14 protein-coding genes and 3 pseudogenes are annotated in these 19,501 nt (G+C 63.0%); 4 read left to right on the top strand and 13 right to left on the bottom strand.

Annotated features, from left to right (window positions below; all coding sequences use genetic code 11):
• From C2L64_RS09315 to C2L64_RS09260, 13 genes are all read right to left on the bottom strand, one after another.
• Nucleotides 1-807 (bottom strand): SDR family NAD(P)-dependent oxidoreductase, encoded by an 807-nt coding sequence (locus C2L64_RS09315; RefSeq protein ID WP_090835317.1) that lies wholly within the window; start codon nucleotides 805-807, stop codon nucleotides 1-3.
• Between the two features lie 90 nt (nucleotides 808-897).
• Complete coding sequence (locus C2L64_RS09310; protein WP_090835315.1) at nucleotides 898-2,049, bottom strand: C40 family peptidase; 1,152 nt, start codon at nucleotides 2,047-2,049, stop codon at nucleotides 898-900.
• 235 nt (nucleotides 2,050-2,284) lie between these two features.
• On the bottom strand, nucleotides 2,285-4,102 hold the full coding sequence (locus C2L64_RS09305) for a PhoH family protein (RefSeq protein WP_090835314.1): 1,818 nt from the start codon (nucleotides 4,100-4,102) through the stop codon (nucleotides 2,285-2,287).
• 98 nt (nucleotides 4,103-4,200) lie between these two features.
• Nucleotides 4,201-4,332: a hypothetical protein gene (locus C2L64_RS55845; RefSeq protein ID WP_255221895.1), complete on the bottom strand. Its 132-nt coding sequence runs from the start codon at nucleotides 4,330-4,332 to the stop codon at nucleotides 4,201-4,203.
• Between the two features lie 123 nt (nucleotides 4,333-4,455).
• Nucleotides 4,456-4,917, bottom strand: a complete 462-nt coding sequence (locus C2L64_RS09300; protein WP_007586546.1) for a peroxiredoxin — start codon at nucleotides 4,915-4,917, stop codon at nucleotides 4,456-4,458.
• Nucleotides 4,918-5,088: 171 nt separating this feature from the next.
• Entirely contained in the window at nucleotides 5,089-5,985 is an 897-nt protein-coding gene (locus C2L64_RS09295) for a polysaccharide deacetylase family protein (protein ID WP_079485822.1), read from the bottom strand.
• A 12-nt stretch (nucleotides 5,986-5,997) separates the two neighbouring features.
• The gene (locus C2L64_RS09290; RefSeq protein WP_007586543.1) at nucleotides 5,998-7,044 is read right to left on the bottom strand and encodes a bifunctional UDP-4-keto-pentose/UDP-xylose synthase; all 1,047 of its coding nucleotides are present in this window, start codon (nucleotides 7,042-7,044) and stop codon (nucleotides 5,998-6,000) included.
• Nucleotides 7,041-7,988, bottom strand: coding sequence for a formyltransferase (locus tag C2L64_RS09285; RefSeq protein ID WP_090835312.1), 948 nt, complete (start codon nucleotides 7,986-7,988; stop codon nucleotides 7,041-7,043). The genes C2L64_RS09290 and C2L64_RS09285 overlap by 4 nt, the downstream gene beginning before the upstream one ends.
• A complete protein-coding gene (locus tag C2L64_RS09280) occupies nucleotides 7,985-9,034 on the bottom strand; it encodes a glycosyltransferase (RefSeq protein WP_007586541.1) in 1,050 nt (349 codons plus the stop codon). Before C2L64_RS09280 ends, C2L64_RS09285 begins: the two co-directional genes overlap by 4 nt.
• Before the next feature lie 42 nt (nucleotides 9,035-9,076).
• The gene (locus C2L64_RS09275) at nucleotides 9,077-10,228 is read right to left on the bottom strand and encodes a DegT/DnrJ/EryC1/StrS family aminotransferase (protein WP_090835311.1); all 1,152 of its coding nucleotides are present in this window, start codon (nucleotides 10,226-10,228) and stop codon (nucleotides 9,077-9,079) included.
• Nucleotides 10,229-10,472: 244 nt separating this feature from the next.
• On the bottom strand, nucleotides 10,473-10,844 hold the full coding sequence (locus C2L64_RS09270) for an SMR family transporter (RefSeq protein ID WP_090835309.1): 372 nt from the start codon (nucleotides 10,842-10,844) through the stop codon (nucleotides 10,473-10,475).
• 28 nt (nucleotides 10,845-10,872) lie between these two features.
• Nucleotides 10,873-12,705, bottom strand: a complete 1,833-nt coding sequence (locus C2L64_RS09265; protein WP_090835307.1) for a glycosyltransferase family 39 protein — start codon at nucleotides 12,703-12,705, stop codon at nucleotides 10,873-10,875.
• 359 nt (nucleotides 12,706-13,064) lie between these two features.
• On the bottom strand, nucleotides 13,065-13,439 hold the full coding sequence (locus tag C2L64_RS09260) for an Mth938-like domain-containing protein (RefSeq protein ID WP_007586537.1): 375 nt from the start codon (nucleotides 13,437-13,439) through the stop codon (nucleotides 13,065-13,067).
• A gap of 1,263 nt (nucleotides 13,440-14,702) precedes the next feature.
• On the opposite strand from C2L64_RS09260, the pseudogene ltrA reads away from it, so the two are divergent.
• The 4 genes and pseudogenes from ltrA to C2L64_RS09235 all read left to right on the top strand — a co-directional run.
• Nucleotides 14,703-16,109, top strand: a pseudogene (gene ltrA / locus C2L64_RS09250) (group II intron reverse transcriptase/maturase); the annotation flags it as partial.
• A gap of 54 nt (nucleotides 16,110-16,163) precedes the next feature.
• Nucleotides 16,164-17,311 (top strand): annotated as a pseudogene (locus tag C2L64_RS09245) (IS3 family transposase); the annotation flags it as partial.
• A 178-nt stretch (nucleotides 17,312-17,489) separates the two neighbouring features.
• Nucleotides 17,490-17,780: pseudogene (locus C2L64_RS09240) on the top strand (HNH endonuclease); the annotation flags it as partial.
• Nucleotides 17,781-18,220: 440 nt separating this feature from the next.
• Nucleotides 18,221-19,468, top strand: a complete 1,248-nt coding sequence (locus tag C2L64_RS09235) for a pyridoxal phosphate-dependent aminotransferase (protein WP_035539403.1) — start codon at nucleotides 18,221-18,223, stop codon at nucleotides 19,466-19,468.
• Nucleotides 19,469-19,501 lie beyond the last annotated feature (33 nt).

Genomic DNA, 19,501 nt, shown 5'->3' with positions numbered 1-19,501 from the left:
TCAGATCAGCGGCGCGCTGCCTCCATCCATCGGGACGATCGCGCCCGTCACATAACTCGCGCGGCGGCTCGCCAGAAACAGCGCAACGTCTGCTATCTCCTCCGGTTTCGCGAAACGTCCGAGCGGCACGCGTGCCTCGCCACGCGCCTGCGCTTCGGCGGTTTCGATCCCTTCGCGCGACGCTTCCAGTTGCAGGGCTTCTTCGACACGCTCCGTCAGCGTCGCGCCCGGATTGATCGCATTGATGCGGATGCCGTAGCGCGCGTAGTAGTGCGCGAGGCCGACGGTAGCGAGCATCAGCGCCGCGTTGGCCGCGCCGCCCGCGATATGGATGTCGCTCGCGATCTTGCCGCCCATGCCGATGATGTTGACGATCGTCCCCGGCTCCTTCGCCGCGCCGGACTTCACGCGCTCGGCCATGCGCCTGAGCACTTCTTGCTGCGGGTAGATATACGGGAAGTATTTGGCTTCCATCGTCGCCTTGAACGCCGCGGCGTCGAGCGTTTCGGGGTTGTAGCGGCGCGCGGCGCCCGCGCTGTTGATCAGGATGTCGATCGGGCCGACGGCGCTCGTCGCTTCCTCGACGACATCGGCGGCGCTATGCGGTTCGTGCAGATCGGCGCGTGTCAGGTGAACGTGCAGCCCTTCGCTCGAAAGCTGCTCGCGGGCGCGGGCGAGGTTGGCGGGATCGCGTGACACGATCGCGACTTTTGCGCCTTCCATCGCGAACGCCCGCGCGCACGCGAGGCCGATGCCCTTGCTGCCGCCCGTTATCAGAACCACTTTGTCTTTGAGCCCGAGATCCATCGTTGTCACCCGCCGTTAGGGAAATATCGTCAAAAGATAGCAGAGGTGTGGCGGCGCGGGTGAATCGAGCGTCAATGACCAGTGCACGAATCAGTACTTGGCAAAGCCCGCGATCGGGTCGTCGTTGGTTTGCGTCGGCGCGGGAATGGGGTGCGAAGCCGTCGACGCACGCATGATCTGTACGCCGCCCGATTCGCGGTTCTCGCCGGAGAACTGCGCCTGGCGGGCCTGACGCGCCGCTACGGCGGCGGGAGGCGGTGGTTCGTAGGCATCGGCGGCGGCGTCGATGGCATCGGGGGCGGAAGCGGGCGTTGGCGCGGCGCCGTACACGCGTGAGGGCGTGGCATCCGCGGGCGTGGAGGCAACGGGTGAAGCGACCTGCGTCGGCGACATGGCGCCCGCTGCACGCGCCTGCATTTGAGCGGCGCTCATGCCGGGAGGCGGCGGTTCGAACTGATCGACGGATGCTGACGCCGTGGCGGCTGGTGCGGCGACGCTTTGATTCGCCACGGGCGCGGGTTGGGCACGACTCTGCGCCACGTAAGCGCCGGACGCGCCGCGGGACGAACCGTACGCGCTGCCGGCGACGTCGGGTGCGACCGGTTTAGGCGCTGCTTCTGCCGCCGCAACGGCGGGTGCCGGAGTGACAGGCGTCGCGGCCTCATAGCTCGGTGCATCGAACGGCGTCGTTGTCGGCTTGTTCAACGCGGGCGCCACCCGGCGGATGCCGTCGAAGCGCTTCGCCCAGTAGGAATTGGTCAGATAGTCGAGCCGCACGGTGCCGCCCGTCGACGGTGCGTTCACGAAACGCAGCTTGCCGACATAAATCCCGACATGCGAATGCGGTCGCCCGGTCGTGTTAAAGAAAATCAGATCGCCCGGCGCGATTTCGTCGGGTTCGATGGAATCGCCGCGCGAGCTCATATCGGCCGTCGTGCGTGGCAGGTTCACGGAAGCCGCGCGCTGCACGACGTAGTGCACGAGCCCGCTGCAATCAAAACCGCTATCGGGCGTATTGCCGCCCCAGCGATAGGGCACGCCGACGAGACTCATGGCCTGAATGGAGATTTCCTCGCGCCCGATGCTGTGATCGACGAAACGGGGAAAGCCCGGTGGCGCAGTGCGATACGCGCCGCCCGATGACGCATACGACCCGCCCGAGCTGCGCACGGTCTTCTGCGGCGCGCCTGAGCAGGCGGCGAGCAGGGCGACGAGCAACAGTGACAGGGCGAGGCGAAGCATGAAAGCGGAGGCGAGCGACGACGCCCGCCAGAAGCCGGTGATGCCCGATGGTAGCCCGTCTGACAGGCCTCTCGCAAGAAATGTTGATGAGTTACTTGAAGTTTACGCGCTAAATGTCAATTTTAGGCGGGCGGTCATATGCCAATCGCATGGGAGTCTGAAAAGGCGAAACACAAAGAAAAAGCCGCTTCCAGAGCGAACCGGAAGCGGCTTTTGAACCAGCAAAGACAGCGCGTTAGAGAATATCCGACGCGTAATCGGCCAGCCGCGAGCGCTCGCCGCGCGCCAGCGTCACATGCCCGCTGTGCGCCCAGCCCTTGAAGCGATCGACGACGTACGTGAGGCCCGAACTACCTTCTGTCAGATACGGCGTATCGATCTGCGCAATATTGCCAAGGCAGATGATCTTGGTACCCGGACCGGCGCGCGTGACGAGCGTCTTCATCTGCTTCGGCGTGAGGTTTTGCGCCTCGTCGATGATCAGATACTTGTCGACGAACGTCCGGCCGCGCATGAAGTTCATGCTCTTGATCTTCAGGCGCGAGCGGATCAGTTCCTGCGTCGCCGCGCGGCCCCATTCGCCCGCTGCGTCATCCGTTTTCTGCAGCACTTCGAGGTTGTCGTCGAATGCGCCCATCCACGGCTGCATCTTTTCCTCTTCGGTACCGGGCAGAAAACCGATGTCTTCGCCGACAGGAACCGTCGCGCGCGTCACGATGATCTCGTTGTAGCGCTTGTCGTCGAGCACCTGTGCGAGACCAGCCGCCAGTGCGACCAGCGTCTTGCCCGTGCCCGCCTGGCCAAGCAGCGTGACGAAGTCGATCTCCGGATTCATCAGCAGGTTCAGCGCGAAGTTCTGCTCGCGGTTGCGCGCCGTGATGCCCCACACGTTGTTCTTGTGGTGGCCGTAGTCGCGCAGCGTCTGCAACAGCGCCGTCTTGCCGTTCAGCTCGCGCACGATCGCGTGGAACGCCGGCTCGCCGTTCTGCGGCTCCAGATAGACGAACTCGTTGACCAGTATCGACGCGCACTGCGGGCCCGTCACGCGGTAGTACGTGGTTCCCGTCTTGGTGTCCTGCCAGCTCTCCATGTCCTTCGCGTGCTTCGTCCAGAAGTCGGGCGCCAGCTGACGGATGCCGGAGTAGAGCAGGTCCTTGTCTTCGAGAACCTGGTCGTTGAAGTAGTCTTCGGCGGGCAGGCCGAGCGCGTGCGCCTTGATGCGCATGTTGATGTCTTTCGACACCAGCACGACCTGGCGGTCCTCGCGATCGCGCTGCAACGCGCGCACGACGCCGAGAATCTGGTTATCCGCCTTGCCTTGCGGCAGGCCTTCGACGGGCTCGATATGCGTGAGCTTCGTCTGGAAGTAGAGGCGTCCCAGCGCTTCGCGGCTGCCCAGACGCGCGAGCGAAATGCCTTCCGACATGTCACCTGCATTCGCGACGAGCGAATCCAGCGTGCGGCTCACCTGACGTGCGTTGCGTGCGACTTCCGACATCCCCTTCTTGTGATTGTCGAGCTCTTCCAACGTCATCATGGGCAGATAGACGTCGTGTTCCTCGAAGCGGAAGAGGCACGTCGGATCGTGCATCAGCACGTTGGTGTCGAGCACGAACAGCTTGCGAACCTCCACCTGCGCACCCTTGGCCGTGCCTTTCTTCGTTCCGGTGCGGGTCGACTTGGCGCTGGTGGCGGCGGGCGCTTCCGCTTCGGCGGAACCCTTGCCACGCGCGACGACAGGCGCTGCCGTCACGGCGACTTCGGCCGGCGCGGCGGGGACGGGCTGCAGCAACGCGGCGGTCTGCTTCGACTTGCGACTGCGGGACGGTGTGGCTTCGGCAACGGGCTCGGCGGCGCTATGAACGGGGCGCAGCGTGGTGGCCGCGTTGGCGGCGTGCGTCATCGGTGCGGCGACGTTGGCGCGGCCATATTCGGCCGATGCGGCTTGCTCCCCTTCATACGCCTGTTTTCGACCAGGCTTTGCAGGCTTCGCCGTGTATTCATCAGGCGGCAACAGATTGCCGAGCTTGCTGGGTGGGGTAGGCAAAGGCATGGTTTCCCTCGAGTAAAGCGGGTCACAATTCTTCGCCGCCTGCCGCAAACTGTCGTGCGTCGTGCGCCCGCAATTTGCGTCCGGTGGCGCGTGTCGGATTAGTAATGCCGGTTCGCCTGGTCTTCGATCGGCTCCTTGACGAAAGTGCGCTGCGAACGACGCAAACTGCTGCGCGCAATTAAAAAAGCCGCCGCCCCGGCAGACGGGGCAAGCGGCTCGACTTCGGTCATCGCATTGCGCCTCATGGCTCGCCTCATGGCCGACCTGTCAGCGGCGGCGACGACGCGATCTGCAGCGCAACTGCGGAAAAAAGTATGTGAACAGGCACTCATTGCGGCCCAATATAACGCGCCTCAAAGCGCTTGTACAGCCTCCAGAATCTCGTCGACGTGACCTGGCACTTTCACGCCGCGCCATTCGCGGCGCAGCACGCCTTCAGCATCGATGACGAACGTGGAGCGCTCGATTCCCCGTACTTCTTTGCCATACATTTTCTTCAATTTCATGACGCCGAAGAGCGTGCACAGCGTTTCGTCCGGATCCGATACCAAGGTAAACGGCAGTTCCAGCTTGGCCTTGAAGTTATCGTGCGAGCGCACGCTGTCGCGCGACACACCGATGATCTCCGCGCCCGCCTTCTTGAACTTCGGATACAGGTCGCGGAACTGCAGTCCTTCCGTCGTGCAGCCGGGCGTGTTGTCCTTCGGGTAGAAATACACGACGACTTTCTTGCCGCGCAGGCTGGACAGCGTGAAGTCGCCGCCCGTAGCCGGGGCGGTGAAATCGGGAACGGCTTGATCGACTGCGATGGGCACGAGGTCCTCCGGTTTGTTATCGGTTGTTATCGGTGTCGGCGGCGGCGTGGGCCGCGCCTGAGCGCGTTCTTCGGGGTTGCTGGGTGTTCTTCGGGACGTGTCGCGCGTTCGGCCAATGAGGTCTTTGACATTGGGCGAACGCGTGTCGAATGACGCCCGGCCGCCGTGCGGCTAGTCGGGCTGAACGATCAGTTCGCCGGAACGGCCCGGAATCTCGCCCCACGTCACAGGGTACGACGGCAGTGTGTCACGGTCTAGCGTGGCGTGATAATCGCCCATCGTGGCAAATGTGTGACCTTGCGCGCGCCAGCCGGCAAGCAGCTGCTCGAACACGGGCGCAAGCTTCTGGCCTTCGAGTTCCGCGTGCAGCGTGAACACCTGATCGTGCGGATTGTTTTCCGTGCGCTTCAACATCCACGCGGCGACGTTGTGCGTGTCGATGCCGTCGATGCCCAGCACTTCGTCCAGCGTAGGCAGCGTGGTCGGCATCTGCACATGCGAAAGCGTGCGGCCGCCCACCACGGGGAAGTACGGCGCATGCCCGCGTCCATCGGACGCGTACCGCATGCCCCACGCGTCGATCTGCTCGAACGCATGGCCGTTCATCTGCCAGCCGGCCGCGCCGTGCGTGACGGGCGGCATGCCGAAGATCTCGGCGAAGCGGTCGTGGCTCTTCTGCATCTGCGCGACGGTCCAGTCGCGCGGACGCGAACGCACGTTGTCCTGCCAGTACACGTGATCCCACGTGTGAATGCCGCATTCGAAGCCGGCTTCGTGGATCGCGCGCATTTCGGAGCGGGCGCGCGCGCCGATGTCGGGGCCGGGCAGCAGCACGCCGTACATCAACTGCTTCACGCCGTAATGCTCGACCACCGACGTGCGCGACACCTTCTTCAGAAAGCCCGGCCGCAGCACGCGCCGCATCGCCCAACCGGTGTGGTCCGGGCCGAGGCTGAACAGGAACGTGGCGCGCGCCTTGTAGCGGTCGAAGATACGCGCGAGATTCGGCACGCCTTCACGCGTGCCGCGCAGCGTATCGACATCGATCTTCAGGACGATCAGAGCCAAGCGCGGCAGCCCTTACTGTTGTTCGACGAGGGCGCGTGCTTCGGCGACATGGCCGCGGTACGCTTCGAAAATCTTGCGCAGCGCTTCGTCGAAAGTCGAATGCGGCGCCCAGGAGAGTTCCTGCATCGTGTTGTCGATCTTCGGCACGCGGTTCTGCACGTCCTGGTAGCCCGCGCCGTAGTAAGCGCCCGACGACGTCTCGACCAGTTGCACCTTCTTTGCCGTTTCCGCGTACTCGGGGAATTCGGCGGCGAGCGCAAGCATCTTGTGCGCCAGTTCGCGCACCGAGAAGTTGTTCGTCGGGTTGCCGATGTTATAGATCTTGCCCGTCGCGATGCCGTCCTTGTTATCGATGATCTTCATCAGCGCGCTGATGCCGTCGTCGATATCCGTGAACGCGCGCTTCTGCGCGCCGCCGTCAACGAGGCTGATGTTCTCGCCACGCACGATATGGCCGAGGAACTGCGTGACCACGCGCGACGAACCTTCCTTCGGCGTGTAGATCGAGTCGAGGCCCGGGCCGATCCAGTTGAACGGACGGAACAGCGTGAAGTTCAGGCCTTCCATGCCGTAGCCCCAGATCACCCGGTCCATCAGCTGCTTCGAGCACGCGTAGATCCAGCGCGGCTTGTTGATCGGGCCGTAGGTGAGGGCGGACTCGTCCGGGTCGAATTGTTCGTCGGAGCACATGCCATAGACTTCCGACGTGGACGGGAAGACGAGATGCTTGCCGTACTTCACGGCCGAACGGACGATGGGCAGGTTCGCCTCGAAGTCCAGTTCGAACACGCGCAGCGGCTGCTTCACGTACGTAGCGGGCGTGGCGATCGCGACCAGCGGCAGGATCACGTCGCACTTCTTCACGTGATACTCGACCCACTCCTTGTTGATCGTGATATCACCTTCGAAGAAATGCATGCGCTCGTGGTTGACGAGATCGCCGAGGCGTTCGGTCTGCATGTCCATGCCGAACACTTCCCAATCGGTCGTTTCGAGAATGCGCTTGGACAGGTGATGGCCGATGAAGCCGTTCACACCCAGAATCAGGACTTTTTTCATGTGTTACGGGAAGATTGAGTGAGCTGGGTGAATTCGGCGGGGGTGACGACGCGCTCGTTGCCGTCGCGCAGATGCCGCAATTCGTGGATCACGATGATGCGGCCGTCGCCGCATGTCGCAAAAAAGCCATTATCGCCTACGTGGATGCCGGGCGGCAAATCCCCGTCTGGCGCGCCGGGCGGTGCCAGGCGCGCCCGCGCGACGATAAAGCGCGCGCCGTCCGGCGCGTCGTCGATGTCAGTAAACGCTCCCGGATACGGCGGCGCGACGGCGCGAATCAGGTTGTAGACCTGCTGGCCGCTCTGGCTGAAGTCGATGCGCCCGTCTTCCGGCTTGCGTCCGCCGAAGTAGCTGCCGTGCGCGAGATCGTTCGGCAGGTGCGGCGCCTCGCCCTTGAGCAGCGCGGGCAGCGCGCGCCACAGCGTCTGCTCGGCGGCCACGGTTACCTTGTCGAACACCTGCGCGGCTGTATCGTCGGGCAGGATAGGCACGGGCGTCTGCGCAATGATCGCGCCGGCATCCGGCTTCGCGGCCATCTCGTGCAGCGTCGCGCCCGTCTCGGTTTCGCCGTTGAGCACGGCCCAGTTGGTCGGCACGCGGCCACGATATTTCGGCAGCAGCGAGCCGTGCATGTTGTACGCGCCGCGCGGCGCGACGGCCAGCAGATCGACGGGCAGCATGTGCCGGTAATAGAACGAGAAGATGAAGTCCGGCCGCGCCTCGACGACGCGCGCGCGCAATTCAGGGCTCTTCGGATCAGCGGGCGTGACGACGGGAATGCCGTGCTCGGCCGCCACCGACGCGACGCTGCCGAACCAGATGTTTTCCGTCGGGCTGTCTTCGTGCGTGACGACGAGTGTGACGTCGACGCCGCGCGCGAGCAGCACCTGCAGACAGCGCACGCCGACGTTGTGATACGCGAAAACGACGGCGCGCGGCTTCATCGGATGAGCCCCTGGTCGTCGCCGGTGACGGGCGCGGCTTGCACGCCCGGGATGACCGACTGGCGCGGCTGCGCGGCAACCGGTTCGCCGTTGCGTTGTTCGAGGATGGTCTGCACCAGATAGCGAGGCCGCGCGCGCACCTGCTGATAGATGCGGCCGATATATTCGCCAAGCAGCCCGAGCGCGAAGATGATCACGCCGAGCATGAAGAACGTGATAGCGAATAGCGTGAACACGCCTTGCACTTCCGCGCCGATGATGAAGCGGCGAATCAGCAGCAGCACGAACAGGGCGGCCGAACCCATTGAAAGAATCACGCCGATGAACGACAGCCATTGCAGCGGCACGACCGAAAAGCCCGTCACGAGGTCGAAGTTCAGACGGATCAGGCTGTACAGCGAATACTTCGACTCACCCGCGAAGCGCTCTTCGTGCGCGACGTCGATCTCAACGGGGTTTTGCGCGAAGGTGTAGGCGAGCGCGGGGATGAACGTGTTGATTTCGCCGCAGCGGTTGATCGTGTCGACGATATGGCGGCTGTACGCGCGCAGCATGCAGCCCTGGTCGGTCATCTTGATGCGCGTGATGCGCTCGCGTAGACGGTTCATCACCAGCGACGCCTTGCGCCGCCACAGGCTGTCCTGGCGCTGCATGCGGATCGTGCCGACGTAATCGAAGCCTTCACGCATCTTCGCGCACAGCTTGCCGATTTCTTCAGGCGGATTCTGCAGGTCGGCGTCGAGCGTGACGACGATCTGGCCGCGCGACTGCTCGAAGCCCGCGAGAATCGCCATGTGCTGCCCGTAGTTGCCGTTCAGCAGGATCACGCGCGTGGTGTCGGGACGGGCGCGGAACTGCTCGGCGAGCAGCGCCGGCGACCGGTCACGGCTGCCGTCGTTGATGAAGATCACCTCATAGCCCGTGCCGAGCGCGTCGAGGGCCGGGTACAGTCGCGAGAACAGCTCGCCGAGCCCCGCTTCCTCGTTGTACACGGGGATGATGACCGAGAGTTCGGGAGCGACCGTGCGTGGGTCCGTTTGATTCATTTCCGCTGGGTTTCCGCTTGGTTGACCGCTTGATTGACCAGATTATCGGCCGTATTGTTCGCAAATCTCGTTGACGGCGCGGCACACGCGCGCGACGTCGCCTTCATTCATCTGCGTGAAGAGCGGCAGCGTGAGCGTGGTCGCGCCATAGTGCTCCGCATGCGGATACATGCCCTCCTTGTAGCCCATCGCGCGGTACAGCGAAAACAGGTGGATAGCCGGGTAATGCGTGCCCGTGCCGATGCCGCGTTCCTTCATCTGCTCCATGAACGCTGCGCGGCTGAGCGACAGGCGCGCGAGCGGCAGCGTCACGAGGAACATGTGCCAGTTGCTGTTTTCGAAGTCCGCGAGCGGCAGGCCCATGCCGAGCTTCACGGCCGCGCCGCCTTCGAAACCATCGAAGTACGCGTGCGCGAGCTTCTTGCGCTGCGCGTTGAAGCGCTCGATGTGCTGCAGCTGCCCGAGGCCGACGCGCGCCGCGACGTCCGTCAGGTTGTACTTGCCACCCAGCAATTCGCAATCCATGCCGTCGAAACCCGTGCGCACGATGCCCTGCAGCCGGTATTTCTGCGCGAGGACGGCTTCTTCCTCGTTGTTCAGCACAAGTGCGCCGCCTTCGATCGAGGTCAGGTTCTTGTTGGCGTGGAAGCTGAACGACACGATGTCGCCGAGCTTGCCGATACGCTCGCCGTTCCACGTCGAGCCGAACGCCTGCGCGGCGTCTTCGATCACGCGCAGCTTGTGCGCGCGGGCGATCGCGTAGAGGCGGTCCATGTCGACGGGCAGGCCCGACAGGAACACGGGAATGATCGCCTTGGTGCGCGGCGTGATCGCCTTTTCCATCAGATCCAGATCGATGTTGCGCGTGGCCGGGTCGATATCGACGAACACGGGCGTCGCGCCCACCTCCAGAATCACGTTGCTGGTCGACACCCATGACGCCGGCGTCGTGATGACTTCGTCGCCGGCGCCGACGCCCGCGATGCGCAGACCGATTTCCAGCGTCGCCGTGCCCGAATTGAACGTACGCACCGGGCGGCCGCCGCAGTATTCCGACAATGCCTTTTCGAACGCCTGGTTCTGCGGGCCCGTCGTGATCCAGCCGGAGCGGAGCACGTCGACAACACCGCGGATCGTTTCTTCATCGATCTCGGGACGGACGAACGGCAAAAACGGAACGGATGACTGGGTCATGGATGGTTTTGCTCGATATTAAAAAGGGTCGCCGGCTGCTTTTCTAAACGAAGCCCGGCATTTAGCTTTCATTAAGCTTAATTTGCCGCGGCTGCGCTGATCAGTGCCGGAACGCGGCGGCGATAATGTGCGAGTTCCGCTCCAATGTCCAGCGCTCGAAACAATTTGGAATACGTTAGCAGACGCCGGCGTGCTTGCCAGGGGCGTTTCTTCTATGTCCGGACCGCGCCGGTAGGCCGTGCCGTCAGCTACGCGCGACGAGCACCACGCCGACCAGGATCACGCCAATGCCGATCAGGCGTTGCGCCGACAACACCTCGCCGAACAGATACCACGCGGCGAACGCGTTCACAACATAGCCGAGCGACAGCATCGGATAGGCAATCGACACGTCCACACGCGACAGCCCGACAACCCATACGACCACGCTCAGCACATAGCAGGCGAGGCCGCCGACGATGGGCGGCTGCGTCGCGATGCGCCAACCGATCGGAATGACGTTGGCCATCGTGAAGTCGAAATGGCCGACGGCATTCGTGCCGGCCTTCAGAAGCAGCTGGGCCGTCGCGTTCAGCGCGACGCCAGCGAGGATGCAGAAAAGCGAAATCGGGTTCATCGAAGGATAGTTCGAGTGAGGGAGGAGGTCATTGCTGCGGTTGGGGCTCTGAAGCCGCGGCCGGCGCGGCGCCTTGCGAGGCGGCGCCTGCTTCAGCGGGAAGCGGCTTTTCGACGATCACGCGGCGCGAATCGCGTGCGACGACGGTCATCGGCAGATGCTGCTCGCTGAATGCCTTGTAGCGATCCGGCGACATCAGTGCCAACGCGTATCGGTCGGCCTTCCAGCGCTCGATCCATTGCGGGATCGTCGGCACCCATTTTTGCGGTTCCACCGACACGCCAAACGCCAGTTCGTCCGCATGCTCGACCATGATCATCGTGTGGTCGATGTAGAAGGGCAGCGTGTGATCAAGCACGCCGACCGAGTAGAACGGCGTGTCGGCGGGCAGCTTTGCGAGCGCCGCCTTGACGTCGGGCGCCAGCGGCGCGCCCGACGACAGCCGGCCGAACGCGTCGTGGCCCGTGCCGGCGATCGTCGCGAGCAGCACCCAGCCGATGCCGAACGCCGTCGCGGCGCCGACGATGCCCGTCGATGTTGCGCTCCCGCTCGCCACGCCCGGCGTGGTGGCCATGGCGCCGGCGGGCAGACCGTTCTGCGCGCCGCTCGCGGCGCCGCGCCTGCGCCGGTTGATCCAGATCGCGACGAGCGTAAACACGAACCCGATCGCGAGCGCCGCGAACACCCATGTGCGGAATTCCAGGTACAGCGCATTCGGATTGCGCCGGTCGCCCAGGCGCCCGAGAAACACTGCGCCGAAGCCGCCCGCCACGAGGAATAGCGCGTAGCCCGTCAGATGCCGGTGAAACTGCTCGCGCGTGACGAGGGGCAGATACATGCCGATCACGAGCGCGATCGCGGGCGCGATGGGGAGCGTGTACGACAGCAGCTTCGAATGCGACGCGCTGAAGAACACGAAGATGAACGCGGTCCACACGAACAGCAGTGTGACGGGCGCGAAGCCATTCGCCTGGCGCGGCATGCGCAGCGCGTGCCGCGCGCTCTGAAATGTGACCGACAGCCACGGCAGGAAGCCGACCAGCATCACGGGCACGAAATACCAGAGCGGGCCGGGGCGATTCTGCTCGGGCGTCAGATAACGCCTGAACTGCTGGACGACGAAGAAGAAATTGAAGAACTCGGGGTTGCGGTCCTGCACGAGCACGAACCACGGCGTGACGACCGCGAAAAACACGATCAGCCCGCTCACGAGGTACAGACGCTTCCAGAGCGCCCAGTCGCGCGCGACCACCGTGTACAGCACGAGCACGGCGCCCGGCAGGATCAGCCCGACGAGGCCCTTGGACAGCACCGCGAGCGCCATCGACGCCCACACGAGCCACATCCACAGCCGCTGCTCACGCGCGGCGAGCCCCGGGCGCTGCGCGAGCAGCAGCGCGCACAGCGTGACTTCCATCCAGAACGACAGGCCCATGTCGAGCGTGTTGAAATGGCCCATCAGATACCAGTACGGTGCGCTCGCGAGCACGAGCGCGGCGAAGAAACCCGTCGCGACGTTGAACACGCGCGCGCCCGTGTAGCCGATCAGCAGCACGCCCGCGAAGCCGGTCAGCGCGGTGTAGAGGCGCGCCTGCCATTCGCCGATGCCGAACCACGCGAACGACAGCGCGTTCGCCCAGGTTTGCAGCGGTGGCTTCTCGAAGTACTTGTAGCCGTTGTAGCGCGGCGTGATCCAGTCGCTGGTGACGAACATTTCGCGCGCCATTTCCGCGTAGCGGCCTTCGTCGCTCGGCAGCAGATGACGCCAGCCTAGCGGCACGAACCAGATCACGGCCAGAGCGAGCACGAGCAGCAGGACCGTCGTGCGATTGAGCGTCAGCCCGGACGGCTTGTCGTTCATGTGTTTTTCAACCTTTGTCGGCGCCGCTGTCGCGGCTTCTTTCTTATTCCGTTCGGACGGAATCTTTGCTGCGGCGCGTTGAGGCAGCGCGCAGCGCGAATTCCGCTGCCGGCGTGCCGCAGGGCGCGCGCGGACAGGGTGTGGCGCGACTGAGCTGCAGCCGATGCCGCGCAGTCCGCCGGCGCGGATTGTCCGTGCCGGGTCCTTAACACAACCTTATGCAACCTGATTGGTGGCGTGCTTCGTGGCCTGCGTTCGCCCGCTTTCGGGCGCCGGGCCGCGCAGTGTACTTGATCCGCAAGGCAGCCAATCCAAAAACGCCGCGGCGTCCTCTGGAAGAGCGGGCGCAGACGCAGCCTTCAGCCTTCGATCAGCAGCGCGGCGGCGACCTTGCGGCCTTCCGCCATCAGGATGTTGTAGGTTCGGCAAGCGGCCTTGAAGTCCATCGTCTCGACGCCGATCCGGTGGGCGGCGAGCGCGGCCGTGAGGCGCGGATGCGGAAAGCGCAGGCGCTCGCCGCTGCCGAAGATGACGACTTCCGGCGCGGGCTCGATCAGCAGCGCGAAGTGCTCGGGCGAGAGGGCCTCGAACGACGACACCGGCCAGCTGATGACCGGCTTTTCCGGCATCACGATGATGCTGCCCGTATGACGTTCGAGATTGATGTCGACATAGCCGGCGCCGTAGCCCGTGACGGTGTTCAGGGCGCCGCTTGAATCCTGGTGTAATTTCAAACTGGTTTTCCGTGGTCGTCGTTAGACATGAAGTCGCGGTTCGACCGGCATACGCAAGCTCGGGTTCAATGCCACAGGGACAGTCGAGACTCCGGGCAACCCGCGCGAACGGCGGCTGCGGCACGTCGCGCGCGTGGGCGGGCGCTTGCTGCCGCTTGGCTAACACTTGCCGCCGCGTGCTCCAGGCTTGCAGAGCCTTGCGTGGTGCATTGCGGAAGTCGGTCAAAATCCGCTAAATTATAACTTTTTGTGCGACGCGAGTCGCATCGACTGGACGGCGAAAGCCGTCCCATTGGTGGCACCTTGTGGCCACCCCTTGTGTAGCAAGCGAAACCGAGCGCCGTCTGGCTTGGAATTGCGGCCTTACACGCTCGCAGGTCTTAGGACCCACGAGCGTAATTGCATTGACCTGATTTCCGTCAGGTTCCGCCCGGTTAGCGGCCTCACCTCCGCTAACAAGGCGGATTGGGGTATGTGATTTTAAGGTATGTCGAGCGCAAGCTCGGTGTGTCATTGTTCCAGCCCGCGGCTTAGTGCGGGACAGGGAACCTGCTGTACGACCAGCAGTAGCCTAGGAGAACATGCGTCACTGGTAACGGTGGGGTCTGAAGCTTCTCTGACAACGTAGCCCCCGGATGGTTTCGGGCGAATGCTTGCCGTGAGGTAGGCATTCGGAGACTCCCAGCAGCAAGGGGGGTCGAGGAGCTAGGCTGGCTGATAGGGTTAATGTAAGTGAACTGCTGTTAAACCTCGTTAATAATGCAGTGCCAAAGCTGCTGATAGGCACTAACCAAAAGGTGTGCGGTCGGTCAATCCGCTAGAAGGTCGGATTGCGTCGTCGTTGGACCGTCGGGGAATAGGCAGAACCTACGTCAGTCGTGTGACATGCCGGGAACGCGGTAAGCCCGTATCGTTGCCAGCGCGGTTTGGCTGGCAGGTGGACCGTAAGGAACGCTGTTGACGGTGCGGGTATGGGAGGACGGAAAAAGCGAATGCCGGGCTGTAATGGTCCGGATAGGGGTTGGGACATTACCCCACGCGAAAGCGGGCAGACTTCCGTCTGGTCTACCGTCGCAAGATGGCTGACAGACCTTGATGCTTTGGTAGACACGGGCGTTCGCGCTCGTGAGTCGTACATGGATGACATGTGGGCGCATGCGGCCACATTTGTTCAACTGTTGTTCCCCAGCGGGGTGTGTCTACCCCGTTGGGGAAGATGCGCCTTCTGCTGCGGGAATGATCAACCCAAGGTAGGAGAGCAGCATGAAAGTATCCGTCCGACAGGATGGATCTGCGCTTTCCCACGTGCCTGACAACTGGTACGCCGTAGATTGGCGTCGGGTCGAACGGAACGTGAGAGGGATGCAGATTCGAATTGCGAAGGCGACGCGGGAAGGTGACTGGCGCAGGGTGAAGGCCCTGCAACGGATGCTGACCCGCACGTTGTCCGCAAAGTTGTGTGCGGTACGACGTGTTACGCAGAACCAGGGTGCGCGAACGGCGGGAGTCGATCGCGAACTGTGGGATTCGCCTGAGAGCCGATGGGAAGCCATCGGCCGGTTGAAGCGGCGTGGATACAAGCCTCTGCCATTACGGAGAGTCTTTATCCCTAAGGCCAATGGGAAAGAGCGCCCTTTGGGCATTCCGACCATGCGGGACAGGGCGATGCAAGCCCTGTATCTGCTGGCACTGGAGCCGGTGTCGGAATCGACGAGCGACCCGAACTCCTATGGGTTCAGGATTAACCGCTCGACGGCCGATGCCATGTCGCAGATATTCGTCGCTATGTCCCAGAAAGGCTCTGCCAAATGGGTATTGGAAGCGGATATCAAAGGCTGCTTCGACTGGATCAATCACGACTGGCTGATTGCGAATGTCCCAATGGACAGAGGCATTCTGCGGAAGTGGTTGAAAGCTGGCCTGATTTACAAAGGGCAGTTGCAGGCGACTGAGGCCGGTACGCCGCAGGGAGGAATTATCTCCCCGACGTTGGCTAACGTGACGCTGAACGGGCTGGAACGTGAACTAAATTCGCACCTCGGTGCGAAGCTAGGGATCGCAAAAGCCAAGAAGCTGAAAGTGAATGTGGTGCGGTACGCGGACGATTTCGTCATCACCGGCGACTCGAAAGAGGTGCTGGAGAGTGAGGTCCAGCCCTGGGTGGAAGCATTCCTTGCGGTTCGGGGACTGCGACTGTCGGAGGAGAAAACGCAGATCACCCATATTGCTGACGGTTTCGATTTCCTTGGGTGGAATTTCCGGAAATATTCGGGAAAACTGCTCATCAAGCCGAGCAAGAAAAACGCGCAAGCGTTCTATCGCAAGGTGTCGGAAACGATCAGCGGCAATAAGACGGTGAGGCAGGAGGATCTGATCCGGCTGCTGAACCCGATGTTACGGGGCTGGGCGCAATATCACAGTCCCGTCGTGGCCAAACAGGCGTACAACCGCATGGAGTATCTGGTTTTTCGGAGACTCTGGTGGTGGTCTAAGAGGCGGCATCCGCAAAAGAACGCCCGGTGGGTGGGACAGAAGTATTTCCACTCAGTCGGCGAACGTCAGTGGGTGTTCGCTGCTCCTGTGGTTTGGAAAGACGGCAGCAAGGGGCTATTTGAGCTATACCAGATCAACGGTACGGTTATCAAACGGCACAAGAAGGTGAAAGGGGACTGAAGTTGACCCAGAAAAACGGACATCTATCCTTTGGAGAAGGAGGTGCCGATTATGGGCAAGCATCGTACCCCGTACCCGGCGGAATTTCGGGCGCAAATGGTCGAACTGGTGAAGGCTGGACGCAGGCCGGAGGAACTGGAAAAGGAGTTCGAGCCGACTGCACAGACCATCTACAACTGGGTGGCGCAGGCTGATCGCGACACAGGCGTGCGGCATGACGGTCTGACCACAGCCGAACGGCAGGAGCTCGCACGGTTGCGTCGTGAAGTCCGGCAATTGAAGATGGAGCGCGACATACTCTCTCACGCGGCAGCCTGGTTCGCGAGGGAGACGGGATCCATTCCACCGAAGAGCGGTACGGATTCATGAAAGCGAACCGGGCCCGCTGGCCCATTGCGATGATGGCACGGCTGCTCGGCGTCTCGACAAGCGGCTATTACTCGTGGTTGGTGCGAGAGCCGGCGATGCACACACGTAGCGATGCGCAACTGCTCGCGCGTATCCGCACGCTACATGCGAGCTCGCGCGGCACGTATGGGGCACCGCGTATCCATGCGCAACTCGCGCGCGAAGGCGTACACGTGGGGCGCAAGCGGGTGGCGCGCCTCATGCGTATGGCGGGTTTGTGCGGGGCAAGCCGGCGGCGCTGGCCGCGCACCACACGGCCACGCGCAGGCGCCCGGCGTGCGCCTGATCTGGTGCGCCGGCACTTCAGTGCCGACGCGACAAACGTGCTGTGGGTCGCAGATGCGACCTATGTACCCACGGGCGAAGGATTCCTCTATCTGGCGGTCGTGCTGGATGTGTTCAGTCGTCGCATCATCGGCTGGGCGATGTCTAACCATCTGTACACCGAACTGATGTTACGCGCGCTGGACATGGCGTTGCAGCAACGACGCCATGACGGTGTGATTCTACATTCCGATCAAGGCTGTCAATACACGTCCATTGCCTTTGGACGGCGATGTCGCGAAGCAGGCGTACAGCCGTCGATGGGCACGGCCGGCGATGCCTATGACAACGCGATGTGCGAGTCGTTCTTCGGCACACTCGAAGCCGAACTGCTCTGTCGCGAACACTTCGCGACCCACGAACAGGCACGGCGGCGTGTGTTCTCGTTTCTGGAGAGCTGGTACAACATACACCGCCTGCACAGCAGCATCGGCTACTGCTCGCCGCTCGAGTTCGAAAATCTGCATGCGCAAGATCAAAGCTTATCGCCGCGCGGGTTGCCCACCGCCGGGCAGCGTCGTGGTCGTGACAGGCGACCCGCCGCCCGACCGTGGACAACCCGCGATTCAACCTTATCGGGAGGTGCCACACCGCATTAGACTCAACTGCAAATCTATCCGTCGAACCGGGTCAACTTCAGACTACCACCCCTTTGATCCGACGTGGGAGCAGTATGGCGAGCAGTTGCGTCAGGAACGCATGTGGGAATCCGTGCGGTACCGGAAGCAATGGGCGACGCTATTTATGTCACAGAGCGGGTTATGTGCGCACTGTGGTTGTGCTCTGACGGATGACACCGGCTGGCACGATCATCATCTGGAATATCGGATGCATGGCGGGTCGGACGCGTTGTCCAACCGGGTACTGCTTCACCCACACTGCCACCAGCAAGTGCACGCTGGTAGACTTGTAGTAACGAAGCCGGCCCCGTTGTAAACGGGGCATTGTTTGTAGGCTCGAGCTGTATGCGGTGAAAGTCGCACGTACAGTTCCAAGGGGGCCCCTTTTCCGAGAGGAAAGGGGGCTACCCTACAGCCGCCCGGCGGCTCCCTTCAGGTTCGCGCGCTGCCACAAGCCGCGCCCGCAAGGCTGGCGACCGCGCCCGCCGCTGCCAGTGGGGTGCATCGCGGGGTGCTCCGCGGATGCCCGCGGGCTGCCCGGAAAGCGTCGGCGAAAGGCGCTACCGGAACGCCTGTCCGGCCTCCGACGGCCGCGCGCCGCCCACGTCCCGTATGATGCTTGGTGCCGGTCCGGCCCGCGCCGCGCGGCCCGGGACCGCCCGCCGCGCAATCCCGTCTCATCGCTTGCCCGCTGCGTGGGGCGAGTGCTCCGTGGTCCCGGTCACCCGGTGGTCCCGCTCATTTACCCAGGACGAAGTGCCCGTCGTGAAACCGATACTCAAATCCAACAAGCTGTTGAACGTCTGCTACGACATTCGCGGGCCCGTTCTCGAGCATGCGAAGCGCCTCGAAGAAGAAGGCCATCGCATCATCAAGCTGAACATCGGCAATCTGGCGCCGTTCGGTTTCGAAGCGCCGGATGAAATCATCCAGGACATGATCCGCAATTTGCCTACGTCGTCGGGCTATTCGGACTCGAAGGGCGTATTCGCGGCGCGCAAGGCGATCATGCATTACGCGCAGCAGAAGGGCGTCGTGGGCGTCGAACTGGACGACATCTACATCGGCAACGGCGCCTCCGAGCTGATCGTGATGGCCTTGCAGGCGCTCCTGAACGACGGCGACGAAGTGCTGCTGCCCGCGCCCGACTATCCGCTGTGGACGGCGGGCGTGAGCCTGTCGGGCGGCACGCCAGTGCACTACATCTGCGACGAGTCGAACGCATGGATGCCCGACCTCGACGACATCCGCGCGAAGATCACGCCGAACACGAAGGCGCTCGTCGTCATCAACCCGAACAACCCGACGGGCGCGCTGTACTCGGACGAGCTGCTGCTCGGCCTGATTGCGATTGCGCGCGAGCACGGCCTCGTGATTTTCGCGGACGAGGTCTACGACAAGATCATCTATGACGGCAAGACGCACACGTCGATGGCGTCGTTGTCCGAAGACGTGCTCACGGTCACATTCAACAGCCTGTCGAAGAGCTACCGCTCGTGCGGCTATCGCGCGGGCTGGATGTGGGTGTCGGGACTGACGGGCGAAAACCGCCGCCGCGCGAAGGATTACTTTGAAGGGCTCGGCATTCTGGCGTCGATGCGCCTGTGCCCGAACGTCCCCGGCCAGTATGCGATCCAGACGGCGCTGGGCGGCTATCAGAGCATCAACGAACTGATCGCGCCGGGCGGGCGACTGTACAAGCAGCGCGAACTCGCGTACGACATGCTGACGGCGATTCCCGGCGTCACCTGCGTGAAGCCCGAGGCGGCCCTGTACATGTTCCCGCGTCTGGACCCGAAGCTGTACCCGATCGAAAACGACCAGCAGTTCATTCTGGATCTGCTGCTGGAGGAGCGCGTGCTGCTGGTGCAGGGCAGCGGCTTCAACTGGAAAACGCCGGATCACTTCCGCGTCGTGTTCCTGCCGAACGTCGACGATCTTGCCGATTCGATCCACCGGATCGCGCGCTTCCTCGACGGCTATCGCAAACGCCACGCGGCCTGAGCGCGGACACTCCGCGCCCGAACCGATTTACCA

It is taken from the genome of Paraburkholderia hospita (assembly GCF_002902965.1).
GTDB lineage: Bacteria > Pseudomonadota > Gammaproteobacteria > Burkholderiales > Burkholderiaceae > Paraburkholderia > Paraburkholderia hospita.
This window is presented reverse-complemented; position numbering and strand designations above follow the sequence as displayed.